13 protein-coding genes and 4 pseudogenes are annotated in these 18,199 nt (G+C 65.1%); 8 read left to right on the forward strand and 9 right to left on the reverse strand.

What is annotated here, in order from left to right; all coding sequences use genetic code 11:
* The first annotated feature begins 4 nt into the window (after window positions 1–4).
* Together OG735_RS01185 and OG735_RS01190 are read left to right on the forward strand one after the other, a co-directional pair.
* A complete protein-coding gene (locus OG735_RS01185; RefSeq protein WP_327321262.1) occupies window positions 5–565 on the forward strand; it encodes a flavin reductase family protein in 561 nt (186 codons plus the stop codon).
* 675 nt (window positions 566–1,240) lie between these two features.
* The gene (locus OG735_RS01190; protein ID WP_327321263.1) at window positions 1,241–3,127 is read left to right on the forward strand and encodes an NPCBM/NEW2 domain-containing protein; all 1,887 of its coding nucleotides are present in this window, start codon (window positions 1,241–1,243) and stop codon (window positions 3,125–3,127) included.
* A 687-nt stretch (window positions 3,128–3,814) separates the two neighbouring features.
* Here OG735_RS01190 and OG735_RS01195 read toward each other — a convergent pair.
* From OG735_RS01195 to OG735_RS01215, 5 genes and pseudogenes are all read right to left on the reverse strand, one after another.
* Complete coding sequence (locus tag OG735_RS01195; RefSeq protein WP_442812363.1) at window positions 3,815–4,783, reverse strand: hypothetical protein; 969 nt, start codon at window positions 4,781–4,783, stop codon at window positions 3,815–3,817.
* 222 nt (window positions 4,784–5,005) lie between these two features.
* On the reverse strand, window positions 5,006–5,647 hold the full coding sequence (locus OG735_RS01200; protein ID WP_327321265.1) for a hypothetical protein: 642 nt from the start codon (window positions 5,645–5,647) through the stop codon (window positions 5,006–5,008).
* Window positions 5,648–5,984: 337 nt separating this feature from the next.
* The gene (locus OG735_RS01205) at window positions 5,985–6,578 is read right to left on the reverse strand and encodes a transposase (protein WP_327321266.1); all 594 of its coding nucleotides are present in this window, start codon (window positions 6,576–6,578) and stop codon (window positions 5,985–5,987) included.
* Window positions 6,579–6,813: 235 nt separating this feature from the next.
* Window positions 6,814–7,401: a transposase gene (locus OG735_RS01210; protein ID WP_327328173.1), complete on the reverse strand. Its 588-nt coding sequence runs from the start codon at window positions 7,399–7,401 to the stop codon at window positions 6,814–6,816.
* A gap of 57 nt (window positions 7,402–7,458) precedes the next feature.
* Window positions 7,459–8,129 (reverse strand): annotated as a pseudogene (locus OG735_RS01215) (IS3 family transposase); the annotation flags it as partial.
* 27 nt (window positions 8,130–8,156) lie between these two features.
* On the opposite strand from OG735_RS01215, the gene OG735_RS01220 reads away from it, so the two are divergent.
* Complete coding sequence (locus OG735_RS01220) at window positions 8,157–8,651, forward strand: transposase family protein (RefSeq protein WP_327328174.1); 495 nt, start codon at window positions 8,157–8,159, stop codon at window positions 8,649–8,651.
* Between the two features lie 135 nt (window positions 8,652–8,786).
* On the forward strand, window positions 8,787–9,566 hold the full coding sequence (locus OG735_RS01225; RefSeq protein WP_327321267.1) for an ABC transporter ATP-binding protein: 780 nt from the start codon (window positions 8,787–8,789) through the stop codon (window positions 9,564–9,566).
* Window positions 9,567–10,005: 439 nt separating this feature from the next.
* On the opposite strand, the gene OG735_RS01230 is transcribed toward OG735_RS01225, so the two are convergent.
* On the reverse strand, window positions 10,006–10,587 hold the full coding sequence (locus OG735_RS01230) for a hypothetical protein (protein ID WP_327321268.1): 582 nt from the start codon (window positions 10,585–10,587) through the stop codon (window positions 10,006–10,008).
* A gap of 1,189 nt (window positions 10,588–11,776) precedes the next feature.
* Window positions 11,777–12,904, reverse strand: a complete 1,128-nt coding sequence (locus tag OG735_RS01235; protein WP_327321269.1) for a mannosyltransferase family protein — start codon at window positions 12,902–12,904, stop codon at window positions 11,777–11,779.
* A gap of 856 nt (window positions 12,905–13,760) precedes the next feature.
* Between OG735_RS01235 and OG735_RS41750 the strand changes: the two genes are divergently transcribed.
* The 3 genes and pseudogenes from OG735_RS41750 to OG735_RS41755 form a co-directional block, all read left to right on the forward strand.
* Entirely contained in the window at window positions 13,761–14,105 is a 345-nt protein-coding gene (locus tag OG735_RS41750; protein WP_442812364.1) for a hypothetical protein, read from the forward strand.
* A 44-nt stretch (window positions 14,106–14,149) separates the two neighbouring features.
* Window positions 14,150–14,770 (forward strand): IS3 family transposase, encoded by a 621-nt coding sequence (locus tag OG735_RS01245; protein ID WP_327321270.1) that lies wholly within the window; start codon window positions 14,150–14,152, stop codon window positions 14,768–14,770.
* Window positions 14,692–15,180, forward strand: a pseudogene (locus OG735_RS41755) (IS3 family transposase); the annotation flags it as partial. The gene OG735_RS01245 and the pseudogene OG735_RS41755, both read left to right, overlap by 79 nt.
* Before the next feature lie 188 nt (window positions 15,181–15,368).
* Here OG735_RS41755 and OG735_RS01250 read toward each other — a convergent pair.
* Together OG735_RS01250 and OG735_RS01255 are read right to left on the reverse strand one after the other, a co-directional pair.
* Window positions 15,369–15,724, reverse strand: a pseudogene (locus OG735_RS01250) (transposase family protein); the annotation flags it as partial.
* Between the two features lie 56 nt (window positions 15,725–15,780).
* Window positions 15,781–16,047: pseudogene (locus OG735_RS01255) on the reverse strand (DUF6009 family protein); the annotation flags it as partial.
* A gap of 464 nt (window positions 16,048–16,511) precedes the next feature.
* Here OG735_RS01255 and OG735_RS01265 point away from each other — a divergent pair.
* Window positions 16,512–18,074: an alpha/beta hydrolase gene (locus OG735_RS01265; RefSeq protein ID WP_327321271.1), complete on the forward strand. Its 1,563-nt coding sequence runs from the start codon at window positions 16,512–16,514 to the stop codon at window positions 18,072–18,074.
* The last annotated feature ends 125 nt before the right edge of the window (window positions 18,075–18,199 follow it).

The raw sequence follows: 18,199 nt of genomic DNA on the forward strand, positions 1-18,199 counted from the left end.
CTCGATGACGTCAGCTCGTCCCGTTCGGACCGTGTCCCCGGTCGGCTGGGAACAACTCTTCGACGAGCCGGGGCCTGATAGTGCACTGTGCCTCGGCCTCTACGCAAAACTGGTTGCCGGCGTCTCGGTTGTCACCGCCCAGGGCGCGTCAGGTCCCGCGGGGATGACAGTCTCGGCCCTGACCTCCCTCTCCGCGCAGCCACCACTTCTGCTTGCCTGCCTGCGGAGCGGTTCGCGCACGCTTGAGGTGATCCGGACCCAGGGTGTGTTCGCCGTACATCTGCTGAAGCCGGCACAGCGGGAACGGGCGGTACGGTTCGCCGACCCCGCGACCGGCGCCGCCCAGCGGTTCGCCGGCGCAGCGGTCCGCTCCGTGCTCGGGGTTCCGGTGTTCGACGACGCGCTGGCATGGTCGGTGTGCCTGGTGGAGGATTTGCGCGCGTACGGCGACCATCACGCGGTGGTGGGGCGCGTCGCGGCCGCCCAGGTCGGGACGGGTGAGCCCCTGTTGTGGCACAACAGGGAATTCAGAGCGATCGCCGATGGGAGACCACCCGCCACGTGAGCTGAAAGCCGAAACAGTAGCTGCCACGCACGACTTCGGAGACGGAGGCATACCGGCGCCGGACGGGCCCTGTGGCAGGGGGCGGTCCGGTGCCGGGCTCGGGGCATGCTCCTGTCGCTTCAGGTCACCATGGGAAGCGGCGGATGGACAGGGAGGATCCACCCACCGCCTCGCCACGCTGCCGGACGACCGCCTGTCGCGCTCTCCGCCGTAGCCCGCCGGACCCCCACGACCCCGCGGACCGGCCAAGCCCGCAGCGGTTGACCAGCACCACCACCCTCCCCCCAATACATGTGCACTGCAAGGAGTTTCAGTTGACGCTGAAAGGCTTCAGGGACCGCGTGCCCTTGCCCCTCCCCTTGCGGGCCACCACAGGAGGTACTCAGCGGCCCAGCCTCCCCCTCGCGACGGCCCCTCCGCGGGACGGAGGGGTCGCTCGAGCGGATCAAGTCGTCCAAACGGGGCCGCGTTCTGCCCTTGTCGCGCAGTGCACGGTCCGGCCGCCCGAATAGGCCGCGCTACTACCAGCAGGGCTGACAGTGCCTCAACTCGAGTCGCATCAGAACCCAGAACGAGTACGTCATTCTGTAATGCTGAATCTTGTTCTATGGTTCTGCTCAATGGTGCAACCCGGCGGGTCTCCCCGCCCGCAGAGTTCTGTGAGGTCCCGGCTCCATGAAGAGAACCGCCCTGCACGCCGAGCAGGCCTCGGACGAAGCCCTCGTGGCTGAAATCCGTTTCGATGTCAAAGGTGTCTCGACAGCCATCGGCCTGCAGGCCCGGGGGCACAGGTTGCTCTGGGTCAGACGCCCGGGCGGCAGGGCCTACGCCGAGCTTCACCGACGGCACCGCGACGCCGTGCGGGACTACGCCCAGCTCTACTGCGCCGCTCCCGGCTATGCAGAGGATCTCGTCTCGGCCGTCTTCAGCCAAGCCGCCCTCACCTCATCGGGCAGCCATGACCCTGTCTTTCGGATCACCCTGCTCCAGAGCGTTTTGAAGGTCGCCACGGAGTGGGCGGGGACGCCGCGCCGCGAGCTGCTGGACGAAGAGTTCCTTCAGTGGGTTGCCTTCAACGAGGATCTTGGGATCGACGCAGTACCTGTCGACGACACTCAGGCTCTTGTGCTTCGCATGTTCTACGCAGCCCCAGGGCGAGCTCAGGTGGCGCTGTGGCACACAGTGACCGAGGGAGAATCGCCAGACCTCGTGGGGCTGCTTCTGGGGGCTAACAGCTCCGATGTAGCCTCATTCGGCGATGTGGCCCGAAGATCGCTTCGCGAGGCCATTCTTCAGGAGTACATGTCGCGGGCGACAGCTCCGGGCTGCCGGTATTTCGCGGCCCACATGGACTTTGCGGTACGTGACACCGGGGAGAACCGCCCCAGAGAATTCGCCGATCACCTTGCCGGATGCGTTCAGTGCGAAGAGATCTTCGGGCTTCTGACCCGGATGCCGCGAACGCTCCAGTGTCTGCTGCCCATCGCAGTGCTCCGGTGGCGGGGAGCGGATTATGCCGAACTACGCCGCTCGGACCGCAGCCCCGCACCCACCTTCCGGCGGAAGCGCACCCTCACCGCGCGCATCGTTGTCCCATCCTTGGCCCTCGTCAGCATCGGCGTGGTGTCCCTTCTCGGCTACTCCGCACTACGGCCGGATCCGGTTCGGAGGCCTTCTGCCTCACCGCCGTCCCTCCCTGGCTCTTCTGCGTCGCCATCCCGCTCTTCCGTGCCGATCCCCGCCAGCCCTTCAAGGCCGCGGCTAGCTGGTCCTTCCGTCGACCTGGAGGTGAGCAGCGGCAAGAACCTGCTGACGCTGACCGGGCGCCTGTCGAAATTCACCTCGAAAGTCTCCGCCTTGGGGGCCGAGGCCGCTCTGAACGTCTCCGTGGACCTGACGGGCCCCGCAGGGTGGGAGGCGCATGCGACATCCAAGGCTTTTCGGGCCAAGCTCACCGGCGGCAAGAGCCTCTCGACCGCCTGGGAGATCACCGCCCCTCGGTCCGCGGCGCCCGGTCCGTACACACTGACTCTTACGGCGACTTATCAGTCTCCAGCGGGCAGTAGGGTCTCCCGGCAGATGCCGTTGATCGCTCAGTTGGGAACGCCGCCGGCCGGCAACTCGCGTCTCAGCGATCTCATTCCCAAGAGCTCCTTCAACGGCTGGGGCCCCCTCGAGAAGAACACGAGCAACGGCGAATTCGTGAAGGGCGACGGAAAGCCCATGACAATCGACGGTGAGGTGTTCCGCAGCGGACTGGGTGTCCATGCACCGAGCACCGTCGAGTACTACCTCGGCGGCCGGTGCTCGAGGGTCACCGCCCGCGTGGGTCTCGACGATGAAGCGGAGGGCCAAGGCTCGGTCGCCTTCGAGATCTGGGTAGACGGCAAGAAGGGGGCGGCAACAGGCATCCTGAGGGGCCGAACGTCGCCGCAGCGGATGACAGCCGATGTGGACGGCGCGGAGTCCGTCCTCCTTGTGGTCAGCAACGGCGACGACGACAACGATATTGATCACGCCGACTGGGCGGATCCCATGATCACCTGCCGCGCACCGCAGTGATGCAAGACCTGCCCAGCCCGACCACGCACACAGCGGCCGGGTGCCGGCCTACACCAGGGGATGCACCTCAGCTCATGGGCCAACTCACGGCCTACAAGCAATACCGACCACAGCCGGACGAACCGCTGCCTCACTTCCGGGCACTCTGTTCGAGTACGACACACCCGGACGGGTTTGAGACCGATGTGCGCGGGACCGCTCGCGCAAACTCTCCACCACTAGGCAGGAGCCATTTCCGTGCTGAGTATTGGCCAGTATGCAGACCAGTTGAGTCACACCGAAACTCGCCGCATAGAGCCGTTGTCCGTCGTCGACGGGCGGCGCGGCGGCACCCGGGACGCACATCGGTCTCATCTCGCCAGCCAGTGGTGGAACGTCACCATGCCCATGGCCGCCGTCGACGGCCGCCCCGGCACTCATACCTTCGTGGTACAGGCACACACAGCGAACGCCGCTCTCAAGTCGGCCCGTTGGAAGGCCACTGCTGCGGATGCCCGGAGGCACCGGCGTCACGCAGTCGTGAACTTGGGGGCCGCCGCCGCCAGCCTCTGGGTCAAGTGAATCCAGCGCAGTTCGGCCGGGACGGCGCTTCTTCCCGGCTGCCGCGCGAAAAGCCTCGCGGTCCCGGGGGGGGACGGAGCCGCGAGGCTGCTTCCAGTCAGCGGAGAGTGCTGGTTCTCATTCGTTTCAGGGGAGCAGGGCCGAGTGCCAGAACTTCGACAAGTGCTTTCCGTTGTCGGGATGAACAATGCCCGGAGCGGTGAGTCCGGCACTGTAGATCGACGCACCGCTCAGTACGAGACTGTTGTTGCCGGCGGGCGAGGGCAGTCCGACCTTCAGATCAATCGCGAGGTCGACCAGGCCCCACAGGCCGCAGTCGTGGGCTTTCGGCACCGCGAAGCCGCTGTCGCCTTGACTGCTTTCCGTGAGAACGAAACGCATCATCGCGCCTCGGGACGCGTTGGGCGTTCCGTCACCGTCGAAGCGCTGGCTGGCCATCGCAGGCTTCGAGTCGTTCTGCAGCCGTAACACGATCGGATCGTCGGCTGATCCTATGTAGCACTCCGAGCTGAGGAGCGGATTCTGCAGTCGGATCCGCACGGGCAGTCGGACGATGGGCATACCGGGGCCGAGCGCTGAAGTGAGGCTGAAGTCCGTCGGCGTGCCGACCGACTCCACCGTCGCCGTGACCCTGTTCAGGCCGTTCTCGGACGCTGCCCTGCAGATGTCGGAGACCACCGGGATACCACTCGTGCATACGAGACCGAGCAGTCCTCCGGGGATTTCCGTCGGAGCGCCGACGACGGCGCCGCCCGGTGGTGGTACGACCGTGAAGGTGCGGGCGGCCGCGTGCTGCACGACTCCGAACTGCAGTTCGCTGGCGCTTGTCAGGGCAGTCAAGTTGCCCAGTTTGATGGTGCCGCTCGGAGAGTACGAGGACACACACGAGGCGATATCAGCCTTGCCGTCCGCGGCCAGCATGACACGATTGTCGACCGGGCAGCGCGTGAACGGACTCCAGTAACCGTTCAGTTGGTCGACGCCGGCTGCGTTCGCGGGAACGGTGGCGAGAGGGGCGGCGAAGACGAGCGCAGCGAACACGGCTGCCCACGCCCTCACAGTGCGAGATTTCGAATATGATAAGAAAGGTCTCATCTCGTCTCCGCTTTCCTTCCGGACCGGCCTTGTCGAACCAGGCTGCGGGCCTCCTGTCCGGCCCCTGTGTGTCGTTCTTGGAGGCCTCATCCACGACGCAACGACTTAACGACGCGGATTGGCGGCCCCACCGGCTACGGGTGGGCCAATGCAATGCCGACGGATCGCGCGGCAATAGGGGGAGCCGCGCGATCCTGCTCAGGTGAGAACCGTCAAACGGTTCTACTCGGTGCCCACAACGGTCGGGTGAGCCGTACCGCCGGAGGGAGTGACGACGCTGTAGTCACCATTGAAGGTCGGGTGGTCACCGTCCTTGGTGATCCCCGCACATTCGGCGCTGGCACCGACAACCGTCAGCTGGCGGGTGCTGTTGGAAATCGTGAGAACGCCAGTGGAGTTGGTGTAGGCGGCGTTCACTTCGCCCGTCACCTCGAATGTGCAGGTGAACGCCGTGAGCGTGGCATGTATCCCGGTAATGTACCCAGTCGTGCTGCCGGTCGCGGCATCGTAACCGGTGGCCGTCAGCCGCCACGCCGGGCTCGTACCGGCGGTGAGGCCCACGGGACCGAACGGGCTCGTACAGGGTTCGGATTCGCTACCGAAGGCAGCAACGGAGATGTCGCCGAGGTGAGCGGGGTTGCCTTCGGCACCGAACATCTCTCCGCTCAAGGTCGCCGTGGGACAGGTGACCGGAATCCCATTGACTTCCATGACTGTACTCAGCGAAAGAGCCGAGAACGATACTTTTGAGTTCGGCCCTACAGTCCAGTGGGTCGGCGACGCCATTGCCGGAGCAATAGCCATGGTGGTCGCGGCAGTCATGACTCCGGAGACAATTGCGATCTTCCTGAACGGGTTCCGCATGGAATTCTCTCCAATTCCTCGGCTACATTGCTCGCGGCAGGCGTTCCAGCGCAGAAGAGGATGTGCGTGCAGGCATAACTTCCTTTGCGCTCGAAAGAGATCCGGATGCTCGCAATCCTTCGACTCGCCCAGAGGTTACGTGACGAAAATAAACCTGCACAATCCAGCTATCGATGCTTGTCGCGAACCGCCGGTTTTTCGTCCCCGAGTAATGTTTTCACCCAGCCAAGCTGTCCTCTGCTGACAACAAACGCCCCCCAATGGTCGCGGGGATGCGGCCCCGTGCAGCCGGCGGCGCCTTAACTTGACTCTGTCGGGGATCTTGAGAAGCTCGGCTTCAGCCGCCGATGAATCGCCTGGACCGTGGCCGGGGGATGCCCTGCTGGTCCAGATGCCTCTGAAACGCGGTCGGCGGTCGGGGAGGGCGTTGAGGGCGTGTTTCTTCCGGTGGGTGCTGGCTGCTGAGTCGTTCGATGTTGACCGCGATGGCGGTGAGGACGTGCTGGACGTGGGTCTTGTCGAGGCCGCGGTAGCGGCATCGCCGCATCTCGTGGCCGTGCGCGAACTCGTTGATCATGCCCTCGATACCAGACCTGACCGCGTAGGTCCGGCGGCGTTCGGGGCTGTCCTGCTCGGTGCGCGCACGCTTCTGCAGGTCGAGCAGGTCCTTGGGGGGAAACCCGACGCTGCGTGAGGCCGCGCGGGAACTGGTGCACCGCGTGCGGACGGGGCACGGTCCGCACTGGCTCTTGGCGAACTTGACCACGCTCAGCGGTGCAGCCTGGGGTGAAGACGTCGGATACGGGCCGTACCAGCTGCGGCTGGTCTGGCCCTGCGGGCAGGTCACCTGCCGGTGCTCGAAGTCGATGAGGAAGTCGTCCCGGCTGAAGCCGTCCCGGTCGCGGTGCTGGCGGGTGGGGTTGGCGCGCACCGGGCCGACCAGGTCGACCTGGTGCTCACGAGCGGCGTGTGCCTGGTGGACGAGCGTGGTTCTGCATGAAGACCTCCAGCAGGGCCTTCACCTGCGGCCCGGTACGGAAGCCGGGCCGACGCTGGTGAAGGTGCGTCAGCAGCAGGTGCGCATCGGCTCCAGTGCTGTTGACCCTGGTCTTGGGGTGTGTCGGGTTTTTGCCCAGACGGACCGGGCGTCCGTAGCGCTCGCCCCATTACTCGGTGACCAGTCCGGCGAGCTCTTGCGGGGCGGTGCGGGCAAGTTCTTCCAGGGCCGCGCGTATGGCCTCGGTTACCAACTCCAGGCGGGTCAGGTCACGCACGGCTGCCACGATGTGGGTGGAATCGTTGCGCTGGCGCCCCCGCTCCTTCACCAGCCCGGCCTCCCGCAGCCGCCTAAGGGCGAGGTCCAGCAGGAGGTCGGCACGACCGCCGTCGGCAAGCCGATCACGGAAGTCGGACAGCACACTGTGATGGAAGCCCGGATCGTCCAGGGGCAGGGCGAGGGCGTACTTGAAGTCGATCCGGCAGCGCACAGCCTCGGCGGCCTGACGATCCGACAGGTTGCACAGGAACTGCAACACGCTGACGGTAGCCAGTTGGGCCGGCGATAACCCGGGCCTGCCGTCGCGCGGGTACCAGGCCGTAAAGTCCTCGTCCCGCCATAGCCCATCGAGCCGGTCGCGCACCCACATCGCCGTCGTCCCGCCCGGATTGCTGGCCCGTGCGACCTGCGCGGTCAGAGACGGGACCTGCTCACCGGGACGGGGACGGACGGACATGAACCACCTCGCGACGTACATGGACCTCGAACCGTCCCGAGCATGCCGCTTGATAAAGCCACTGCACCGAGGAATCTCAAGATCCCCGACAGAGTCAAGCTTGTCGGCGATGGTCGTGCGCTTCTTGCGCCGTAGGTGCCGGCCGACGATGCGGTTGATCCTCATCAGCCGGGTGACGCGCTTGCGGTTGATCTTCCGTCCCCGGGACCGCAGTTCGGCATGCACCCGCGGGGCACCATAGGCGCCCTGGTGATCGGCGTGGATCTCGCGGATCTCAGACACCGTCCGCGCTTCCTCGGCGGCTCGCTCGGCGCGGGCCTCGGCACTGGCCTGGTGCCGGTAGTAGCCGGAGCGGGAGACGCCCAGGACTCTGCATATCCGCTTGATGCCGAAGTCGGCGCGGTTCTCGGAGATGAAGTCCCAGCGGCGGGGGCTCACTTCACCTCCCGGGCAAAATAGGCGGCTGCCCGGCGCAGGATCTCGCGCTCCAGCTGCCATTCCTTCTCCGCCTTCACCAGGCGGGCGTTTTCCGCCCGCAACCGGGCCAGCTCCTCCGCCTCACCCATACCGGCATCACGTTGCTCGGGCACGGCCTGAGACTCGTCCTTGCGGACCCACGTCCGCAAGGACTCGGCGGTGACACCGAGATCCGCGGCCACGGCCGCGTACGTCCGTGTGCCGGCCGCAGCGCGGTAAAGCGCGACGGCGTCCTTCCTGAACTCCTCCGGATACGGAGACTTGCGTCCCACCTGGACACCCCTCCCTGGACCATCAAGATCCATTGTCAGGGTGTCCACTCCAAAGGTTCAGCCTCAATGAAAGCCCTCGTCCTCACCGATGAACGCGGACTGTTCTGCGGCGAGGTGCGGGCCGGATCGGTTGCCGACATCACCCAAGCCCGCGATGCCGGCCTGGTCGACCTCCTCGCCGACACCATCGACCTGCAGATCCTCGCCGATGCCGGCTACCAGGGACTCGCAGCACAGACCTACGGCCAGGTCGTCACACCACCACGAAAACGCCGCGGCAAACACCTCGAACATCTGCAATGGCTCATGGCCCACCACGAAGCCGCCCTCTTCGCCCACTCCTCAGCACGCATCCCCGTTGAACACGGCATCGCCCACCTCAAGAACTGGCGAGCCCTCGCCCGACACCACACCCGCCGGGACAACCTCCCCGACACCATCCGCGCAGCAGCCGGCCTCCTGACCGACCAACAAGCAACCCAACACACCAAGGCACTCGCACTGCACACCGCAAAGACGTGATCACAACACCGGCCACGAGCCCGACACGGCCTCACGCTAATCACGCACGAGGTCGTAAGTCTCGCCATTTTCCGGCGCAGGACATTAGGATAACGCTATTCGTCAATGCCGAATGCGATTCCCGCAAGGAGCCTGATGTCTTCCGCCGCACCATCTCCATCACCTGCCCGAACGCCGCGGAACCGGCCCGTTGCCCGTGCTGTCGCTCTGAGCAAGACCCACGGTCGCGGCAAGGGCAGAGTTGTCGCCCTGGACGAAGTCTCTCTTCAGTTCAACCAGGCCGAGCTCACTGCGATCATGGGAGCGTCCGGATCCGGGAAGTCCACCCTCCTGCACTGCATGGCAGGTCTGGACATCATCTCCTCCGGCTCCGTCTACATCGGAGACACAGAGCTGTCCACACTCAGCGAACGGCAGCTCACCCGACTACGTCGGGACAGAATCGGCTTCATATTCCAGACACTCGCTCTGCTCCCCAGCCTGTCTGCAGCCGAGAACATCACCCTTCCGATGGATGCGGCCGGCAGGCAACCCGATCCCGTGTGGGTATCGGAAGTCGTGGCCTCCCTGAGGCTCACCGACCGGCTCCACCAACGCCCGGCCGAACTGTCCCACAGCCAGCAGCAGCGGGTGATGTGCGCCCAGGCGCTCGCATCGAAGCCGGAAATCGTCTTCGTCGACGACCCCACGGCCAATCTGGACTCCAGGGCCGCCCGAGAAGTCCTTCGCCTTTTGCAAGGCAGCGTAAGACGTCTACGGCAGACAGTCGTCATGGTCACCCACGACCCCGTCACTGCCTCCTGCGCCGACCGCATTGTCCACCTCGCCGACGGCCACATCGTCGACGAAGTGGTCAACGCCCACGACCGCACACACATGCGGGAGATGGCCCACCAGATCGCACAGAGCTACTGACCTCAGCGGTCATGGCCAGGGTGTTGGACGTGCCGGCGGATGATATGGCAGGTGGGCGTAAATGTCGATGACGTCACAACACAGCCCGCCGCACGGCCATTGAGTGGCATCACAGCGCTCATCGCTGCCACAGCTCTCATGGTGAACCGTCAACCCGTTGGTCGGGTCTCGGACGGGGGAAGCCGAGACCCGACCCACCCTTCCCGCTGTCCGGGATGCCACAGGGCAGCGGAGCTCCAGACAGCCAGAGGCCGAGTGGTGCTCTCTTTTATTTATACTGAACATCGTTCGGCCTGACAAGAGGTGTAGCTTTCCGATTTGTCGCGTCCTGGAGCGTTCCAGGCCTTACAGGCCGTTGTTGACTCGATCGGCGCTGTGTCCTCCAGCCCAAGAACCTGCACTCCCGTCGAAGGCGGTTGACCGCACAGCCGGGCGCAGCTCAACGACCCAGCGCCGACGCATCCCCCATCACCACTACCGGTCTGCTTGACGGGTCCAGCCATCGCAGCAGCTCCTTCATGCGGCCTCGCGACAGCGACACACTCCCCCGCGTGGGTCTGGCGTCGTCGGCGTAGATCCAGATAGCTTCTCCCCCGCTTCCCGATCGTGGCAGGATCCCATCGAGTGGCCCGTTCCACGGCTTGCGACTGACATCAACGGCCACGGCATAGTCGAACGCTCCGGCAAACAGTTCACCCTTGACATCGCGCCCGGCCACGGTGAATCCCTCGGTTTGCTCGTAGGCGAACGTTGTGCCTGGGTCGGCCAGTAAGCCGCCCGCCACGGTCAGCCCGAACACCCCGATGGGCGAGCGCTGGTCCCCATCTCTCTTATTCCTGGTCCAGCCGCGTCCACCGTTGCGGGCAGGCCAGGGGTGGGAGGAGACCTTCCAGCCCTCAGCCCCTCGTTCGTACAGAACAGTTGTGGCTTGACTCGAGTCCGGAGCCTCGCCAATGACGACGACGGCCTGCCTCGTCGCCGCGGGAATCTGGGCGGAGGTCTTGGGGCCAAGCATCTGCATGGCCCCCGATGATTGGGCGGCCCCGACGCCCCTGTGCGCAGGCATGGAGGGCAGATCAGCGGGCCCTTCATTTCGCAACCCCATGCCGTCGCTGGTGCAGCCTGCAAGGAGCGCCAGCACGGCGGCGACACCCAGAGCGTTCGCCCACAATCTCCGATGTCCCGTTGAGGGCATCACTCAACTCCTCGGTAGACGAGTGGTGATAACGGACGTGGCGGACTGGCCACAGCCCTGTCATGAAGCAGACTCGCCCCGATGAGCGGGACCCTGGCGCTGCACCGCAATGGGAGGGAGCCGACAGGCCTGGCTCACCGGCGGAGCCGGGCCAACTCACCCTGTCGTTCCATGCCGCCTCACCACCGTGCGGCCAACCGCCCCACCCAAGCGTCTTCCGTGGCCACGCAGCACGCGGCGGATTGAGGGTGCCAAATCTGGCGAATTGGGGATCGCCCCGTACCCGGGCATTCTGGTCGGCGAGCCTCTTGTACGAGTCAGTGATCTGACTGTCCATCCTCGCCGGTTCAGCGTCGACCGCCCGACGTGCTGGTCTCGGCACCCTTCGCAACTCGTTCGCGACTTCAGGGCAGTCGATGATGGACATCCTCTGTCCGCCGCTCAGTGTCCGGTCGGTGCGCTGACGGGAGTGGTGCTCGCCGGCGGAGGCGTACACATTGACGGCAACGAGCCCACCTCCACCCAGTAACAATGCAACCGAGGCCGCCACCGCCCGGCTCGCCAACCTCGACCTTTTGCATGATGTTCGTTTCATGAGAGCCCCTTCTGCACAACGAATGTGGCGGACCCAGGGGCGCGCCCGGGCACGGGGTTAGTCAGGCCGCCCGCGAAACACAGTTCGCAGAGGGCCGTGGCCGCCCTGCGAACGGAGAAGCGCCGCCCATCGCAACCCACCCGTTCTCCCTTCAGTCGTCCTCTGACCTGCCGACCCGTCACCGCTCTCGTTCCTCTGCCTCCACAACCGGACACCGGCTACCGAGGCGAGTTCGGCGTGCCACGTTGCCTTGCAACCAGAGATACGAATAGACGGCGACCTTCGTTCATCCATGATGAACATGAGTCATGAAAGGTTTGGTGGCCAAGCTCAGCGTGCTGCACCCAGCAGGGCCGCTGACGCACAGGCCAGGCGGCTGTCCGCTATCCCACGTCGCTGCCACAGACCTGCAGTTGCAGGTCAACCTGCCCATCGGCCTGACAGAAACGTGACGGCGAAGACGGTGGTCAGAGGGGCCACGGCACAGACGTAGACGGTCGTGACCCTTGGCCGTTTCAGACTCCAGACCCCCAGGAGGACCCACAGCGGCCACCAGATGAGCGTGCCCCTGGCGATCGAGGTGTACCAGTACGAAGTACCCAAGGCCGCCATGCTGATTGCGATGTAAGTGGCCTCAGCCCAGTCACGACGTATGGACAGAACAGCCACGAGAAGGACTCCCGCCGTCATTGCAAGAAGCTCTGCCTGGCACACGACGGCATAGGCGGCGGTTTGCGTGCCTGAGAAGGCCGCCTGCCAGGTGTGCTGCCAAGCTTCCCAGGGAGCGTGGAGTGTGCGGTGCCAGCCGCGCTCTTGCGCATGCTTCCACGCCATCCAATCCCCAGTGCGCCTATGCAGATACCAACTGAAGGCGCCAACAGGCAGAAGGGGTGCCGCCAGCCACGGCAACGATGACCATTCATGTTGCCGTCGCTGAGTGAGGAGAAAACGCACCAGGAGCGACGCCGCAAGGAACAAACCGCTGATCCGCACGGTCGTGGAAAGCGTGGTCAGCACCGCCGCGAGAGGCCAATCACGCCGCATGCCGGCCAGCCAAGCAGGCAGGGCCAGCGCGAGGAACAGCGCCTCCGTGTAACCGGCGGCCAAAAACACTGCACATGGCGACAGCAAGAACAAGAAGACGACGCGTGATCCGACACCCTCACACGGCGAACAACGCTGGGCGATGCGAGCGAGAGCCAACACGGCAACTGCCCCGGAAAGCAAGGAAATCAACAGCCCCGCGAATGCCCAGTTGGGAACTACGACGTGAGTCGCGCGCAACGTGAGGGGAAAGCCTGGAAAGAACGCCTCCCTGTTGTCCCAGTCGGGATTCCCCGGTCCCGCGCGGCCCGGGAAGTAGCCGTCGCGCGCTATACGCACGTAGTGCCACCAATCCCACTGCTGCCACGGCGCCAGAACCGCGGAGGGATCTTGAGCCTCGGAGTTCCCGGCGAACAACCAACGGACACAATAGGCCGTGATCCACAAGCCCAGCCGAGTCAGCGCGTACAGCCACAAGACCTCCCGGTCGCCGGAATTCAGCACCGGGCACAGCCCTCTTGGTGACACCCATTGTGCAAGACGCCCTGGAGAGTATCTGCGAGAAAGCTTTGCCTGTGGGTCCCGCACCGATCGAAGTTGCGCCACGATCTCGGTCGCTTCCTTCCTAAACTCGGCTGCCACGGCAGCATGCCGCGGCCGTGGGTGTGTCCAGGGCTACGCGGCCGCTGGTCCACCCAACGGCCCTCTGAGAGGGGTGTGGTTACCGAGTATTTCCTTGATCCGCAGTCGCGGAACGCGCTGTTATACCTCGTGAGCGGAATCCCACAACGCCGCTGGTAACACTCGGAGATTCAATGTGATCTTCTCGAACTTGTTTGTTTCAGTGGTCTAGTTGTTGGCCCGAACACCAAGGGTCGACGCGTTTTCGTCGGCGCCCCTACAGGGGAGATCACAGCCGGGCCAACTGCCGCAGCCGAGAGTGCAATAGCCCCTGCGGCTATCACGCGAGCGTCCTCGGACATAACGCAATGCCGGCATGCATCTACCCCACAATGTCAAGGATTCCTTCGTAACGCACCGGTTCAACGGAGCCTGCACCCAGTGGACCAGGGTTTGGCGAACCCCCACACGACGAATGTATAGCACACACTGAAGAGTGTTCAGTGATAACAAAGAATGTTCTGCACTACCGAACAGTAACACCCATTGGGGCGGAAGTTCCCGGCGGAAGGAACCACTCCGCGTGCCAGTGACGCACCCTCAGAATCACATGGCCGACCCTGCTTCGGGCTCGCAGCGCTCGCCCCCCCCGGGCAGTATTGGAACGCCATCACCTGAAACGCCCTCCTCTCACATGCGCATCAGAGGAAAGGGTGTTGACGACCCACGCCGCGGCTAAGTGCTCACCGGGCCGCAGTTCACGCTCATCGAGCCGCTGCTGAATGGGTGCGGTCGCCTTCACGTCGGGCACGGTGGCGTCGGTGGTCATCACATCGGTGATCAGGTTCGGAGGCAGGACGCCGTCCCTGTCCCTGTCCCCGGCTTCGGCTTCGGCTTCGGCTTCGGCTTCGGCTTCGGCTTCGGCTTCGGCTTCGGCTTCGGCTTCGGCTTCGGCCGGAGTGTGGCAGCTCTCGGTCAGGTGGACCTTGTAGCCGCACCAGAACAGGTCCTCGCCCTTGGCGGCCCAGCGCGCGTCGGTGTCGTAAGAGGAGGCCAGGCGGATACTGGGCTTGATCCGCTTTGACGGACATCTGAGATCAGGGGTTCTGCCCCGGAAGGATGCCCATCATGGAGAGCATGGGGAAGAAGAAGCCTCGGCCTCGCCGTTCGTTCACGCCGGAGTTCAAGGCCGAGATCGTCGAGCTGTGCCGTCGTGGTGACCGCTCGGTCGGTCAGATCGCCAAGGACTTCGACCTGACCGAGACCGCGGTGCGGCTGTGGGTCAGCCAGGCCGAGGTCGACGCAGGCGAACGCGATGGCCTAACCAGCAGTGACCGCGAGGAGTTGGCCGCGTTGCGCCGGGAGAACCGTCGGCTGCGCGAGGACGTCGACATCCTCAAGCGGGCCACGGCTTTCTTCGCGAAGGAGGATCCGGTGACGGTGCACCCGTTCATCGAGGCGGAGAAGCGAGACGGTCACAACGTCAAGCGCGCGTGTGAACTGCTGCAGGTCTCCCGAACCGCCTTCTACGCCCGCCGCACCGGCAGCCCCGGCCCTCGGGCGGTCCGCGACGCCGAGCTGACCGAGAAGATCACCGAGGTTCATGAGGGGTCCCGCGGGACCTACGGCGTCCCGCGAGTCCACGCCGTCCTTCAGCGACAAGGCGAGGAATGCGGACGGCGCCGCATCGCCCGACTGATGCGCAACGCCGGACTGTGCAAGGCCGGCACCGCAGACGACGCCAGCTGACGACGATCCCCCACCCGCGGGCCGCCACCCGGCCCGACCTCATCGTCCGGGACTTCGCTCCCGACCCGGACGGCCTCGACACCCGCCGGTGCGGTGACATCACCTACATCCCGACCGAGGAGGGCTGGCTCTATCTGGCCACCGTCATCGACATCGCCTCCCGCCGCGTGGTCGGCTGGTCCACCGCCGACAACCTGCGCACCGAACTGGTCGCGGACGCTCTCACCTCCGCCTGCCACAGTCGTCGTCCCACCCGGCCGGTGATCTTTCACTCGGATCGCGGCTGTCAGTACACCTGTCAGCAATTCGCCTCCCTGGCAACGGAGTTCGGCGTCCGTCTGTCCGTCGGCCGCACCGGGCAGTGCTGGGACAACGCGCTCGCCGAGTCGTTCTTCGCCACCATCAAACGGGAGTTGCTCGACACGCGACCCTGGCCCAGCAGGGCCGCCGCCCGCACCGCGATCTTCAACTCATCGAGGGCTGGTACAACTTGCACCGACTGCACAGCAGCCTCGGCTACCGCAGTCCCGCCGACTACGAGACCGCACTCACAGCCTGACCACCACGCCGATGGTGTCCGTCAAAGCGGAACAAGCTCACCTGCTAACTCCTTGACCACAGCCCTGACTTGCCTGGTCAGTCGCGCGGTGCGGCGTTGGTATCGCTCCAGCACTCCGGGCACTTGTTCGCGGAAGGTGTGGCGGCAGCCGCGCGTGGGACACACCAGGCGCCGCACCCGCACACGAACCACCACTCGCCGCCCGTCCACCGACACATCGGCCACCGTCCGCAGTGATAGCCGTGCACACGGCCGGACGGCGCCCCGCAGCTCGGGCACGGCGCCGGGTCCTGCGGTGTCCGTGCCCGCACCTGAATCAGCTCGGTCTCATCAACCACGCTCTCAGGGCACAGACCCGAAAACACCACGTCTACGAACTCGTTGACGTCACGCACGCCATGTCAACGACCCACCAGCACACTGCGTCACCACCGAAAGTGAGCCAGATCCGTTAACTTGACAGTCCCGAGCGCGGCGTCTTCTCACCGACCTTCTTGGGCCCAATCGTCCTTGGGTCGACCGCTTCGCCGGGCGCGCCTTCCTGGTAGATGCCGCCGGGGTCGTTGTCGCGGTCGTGAGGCAGCAGGCAGAAGACACGTCGGCGGTAGAGGCCGCTGTCGGGTTCGGCGTCTGCGGTGTCGTTGAGTTCGGTGTAGCCGACCATGCGGCCGTCGCGTGCGTAGCGGGGCTTGTTACGGCGGCGAGGTGTCTTGTCGAGGGGAGCGGGTCTCGATCGTTCCATCGGTATTCACTACGCTCAGCACGGGCGGGCCTTCCCGGCCGACGGTGCAACGTCGGCCTACTCGATGACCTGAAGTCGATCACTCGGAAAGGTACGCCCTTCGCGTCCAATCCGAGGCCGATCCACAGGGCATGGGCATTGCTCCCGCATGGTCAGGTTCGTGCGGTAGTACACAGCCACCAGCAACACCCGCTCGGGCGGCGGCAGGCGTCACGGACGGCACCGCCCGCAGCCTCACCATCGCCCTCGCGAACGACACGGCACATAGAAGATGGGCCTGAAGGCTGATCCGGGTTGCCACTCAGGGGGGATGCCTTCGTTGCCGGAGGGAGCAATGGTAAGGGCGCCCGAAAAGACCCATCGAATCCGCAACCGGAGAAGACGAGTGGGCTCTATAACTTCACGCGTCACATCTGAGGGCACGACAGGAGCAAGTAACCATGATCCAGAATGAATCCCGGGCCGGATGCCCGATCCCCTTCCCCAGCGACCCTGGCGCGTCCTCTGGCGCAAGCAGTAGGCGCAAGGCCCGCCACCGGATCGAACGGTCCAGCACCAAGCGCAAGATATCCTTCGCGGTCGCGATCACGGTCGGTGCGGCCACACTCATCCCCTTGGCTCTTCCTGCCTCCGCCCAGCGCGGCGAAGCGGCCAGCGGCATCATCTGGAAGCCGTGCACCGACACGCCCTCTATCCAATGCGGCACGCTCACCCTCCCCGTCGACCGACGCAAGCCCGCGAAGACTTTCGACATGGCCGTCGCGCGGCACCAGGCCACCAACAGCGCCGAACGCCTGGGAGTCCTTTTCATCAATCCGGGTGGCCCCGGAGCCAGCGGGGTGAATTTTGTCAGCACGGCCATGGACGTCTTCCCCGCGAAGATCCTCGAGCGTTTCGACATCGTCGGGTTCGATCCGCGCGGGATCGGCGCAAGCCAGCCCATCATGTGCGGCAATGCGGCTGTGCTCGAAGCGCCGCGCAGCCAGGCGGAGTTCCAGCGGCTGACAAATGCCAACCTTGCCCTGCGGCAGGACTGCCGGAATCGCAACGGCTCCCTCTTCGACCACGCCGACACCCTGAACGTCGTGCAGGACATGGACGCGCTCCGTGCCGCTCTTGGCGAGAAAAAGATCAATTACTACGGGATCTCGTACGGAACGCTCATCGGCCAGCAGTACGCCCAGAAATACGGCAAGCATGTCCGCAGCATGGTGCTCGACTCCAACATGGACCACAGCCTGACAGCCCAGGACCTGGCCGCCACGTCAGCCTCCGCGGTCGAGGACTCTCTCAAGAAATTCGCGCGGTGGTGCGAGGTCACACCGGTCTGCGCCCTGCACGGACGCAAGGTGCTGCCCCACTGGAACAAGCTCCTCGCCGCAGCAGACCGAGGCCAACTACTAACAAAGGAGGGCGACTCCGTCTCCGAATACGACGTCCTGACGGAGGCCTACAGTGACCTTGCAGATGCGAAGTGGAGCGAACTCGCCGCCTGGCTTGAACCCTTGCGCATCGGCGACGCCGACCGGAAGCCAAGCCCTGCCTCCCCTGACAATCGACAGGACGGGCAGCCCGACCTGAATGGCCGACTTGCGGTGTTCTGCCAGGACTGGAACCTGCCTATACGCAACTACCATGACTGGAAGACCCTCGTCGACGCCGAACGGGCAGCCGCCCCCCACGCGCGCTACTCCACAGAAATGCGAGAGGCCCTGCTCGGATGCATCGGCTGGCCGCAACACGTCAACAACCCCCAGCGGCCCCTGCGCCTCGGCCACGACGCGCCCACCATCCTCCTCATCAACAGCCACCACGATTCGACCACCGGCCACACATGGGCCAGCGGCGTCAACCGGCAAGCTCCGCAGAAGACCCGGCTGCTCACCTACGAAGGATCAGGACACGGCGCGTACCACCGAAGCAAGTGCACCAGGGCCGCCGTGGACGCCTACCTGCTCAAGGGCAAGCTCCCCCAGCAAGGAGCAACCTGCCCAGCGGAGTGAACGGCAGCGGCGGACGCACCACGTTCCGCTGACACCAGCGCGAAAGCAGCGTTCGACCACGTTGCTGGTGCGGCAAGTGAAGCCGCGGCCCAGGAAGCCCAGGAGTATCGCGCCATCGGGATTTT

It is taken from the genome of Streptomyces sp. NBC_01210 (genome assembly GCF_036010325.1).
Classification (GTDB): domain Bacteria; phylum Actinomycetota; class Actinomycetes; order Streptomycetales; family Streptomycetaceae; genus Streptomyces.

What these genes read in the sequence shown, in the direction of transcription:
- OG735_RS01265 (WP_327321271.1), top strand. Translation starts at nt 16,512, where the DNA reads ATGATCCAGAATGAATCCCGGGCCGGATGCCCGATCCCCTTCCCCAGC.
- OG735_RS01195 (WP_442812363.1), bottom strand. Translation starts at nt 4,783, where the DNA reads ATGAGACCTTTCTTATCATATTCGAAATCTCGCACTGTGAGGGCGTGG.
- OG735_RS01245 (WP_327321270.1), top strand. Translation starts at nt 14,150, where the DNA reads ATGGAGAGCATGGGGAAGAAGAAGCCTCGGCCTCGCCGTTCGTTCACG.
- OG735_RS01225 (WP_327321267.1), top strand. Translation starts at nt 8,787, where the DNA reads ATGTCTTCCGCCGCACCATCTCCATCACCTGCCCGAACGCCGCGGAAC.
- OG735_RS01190 (WP_327321263.1), top strand. Translation starts at nt 1,241, where the DNA reads ATGAAGAGAACCGCCCTGCACGCCGAGCAGGCCTCGGACGAAGCCCTC.
- OG735_RS01185 (WP_327321262.1), top strand. Translation starts at nt 5, where the DNA reads ATGACGTCAGCTCGTCCCGTTCGGACCGTGTCCCCGGTCGGCTGGGAA.
- OG735_RS01200 (WP_327321265.1), bottom strand. Translation starts at nt 5,647, where the DNA reads ATGCGGAACCCGTTCAGGAAGATCGCAATTGTCTCCGGAGTCATGACT.
- OG735_RS01210 (WP_327328173.1), bottom strand. Translation starts at nt 7,401, where the DNA reads ATGTACGTCGCGAGGTGGTTCATGTCCGTCCGTCCCCGTCCCGGTGAG.
- OG735_RS01230 (WP_327321268.1), bottom strand. Translation starts at nt 10,587, where the DNA reads ATGCAGATGCTTGGCCCCAAGACCTCCGCCCAGATTCCCGCGGCGACG.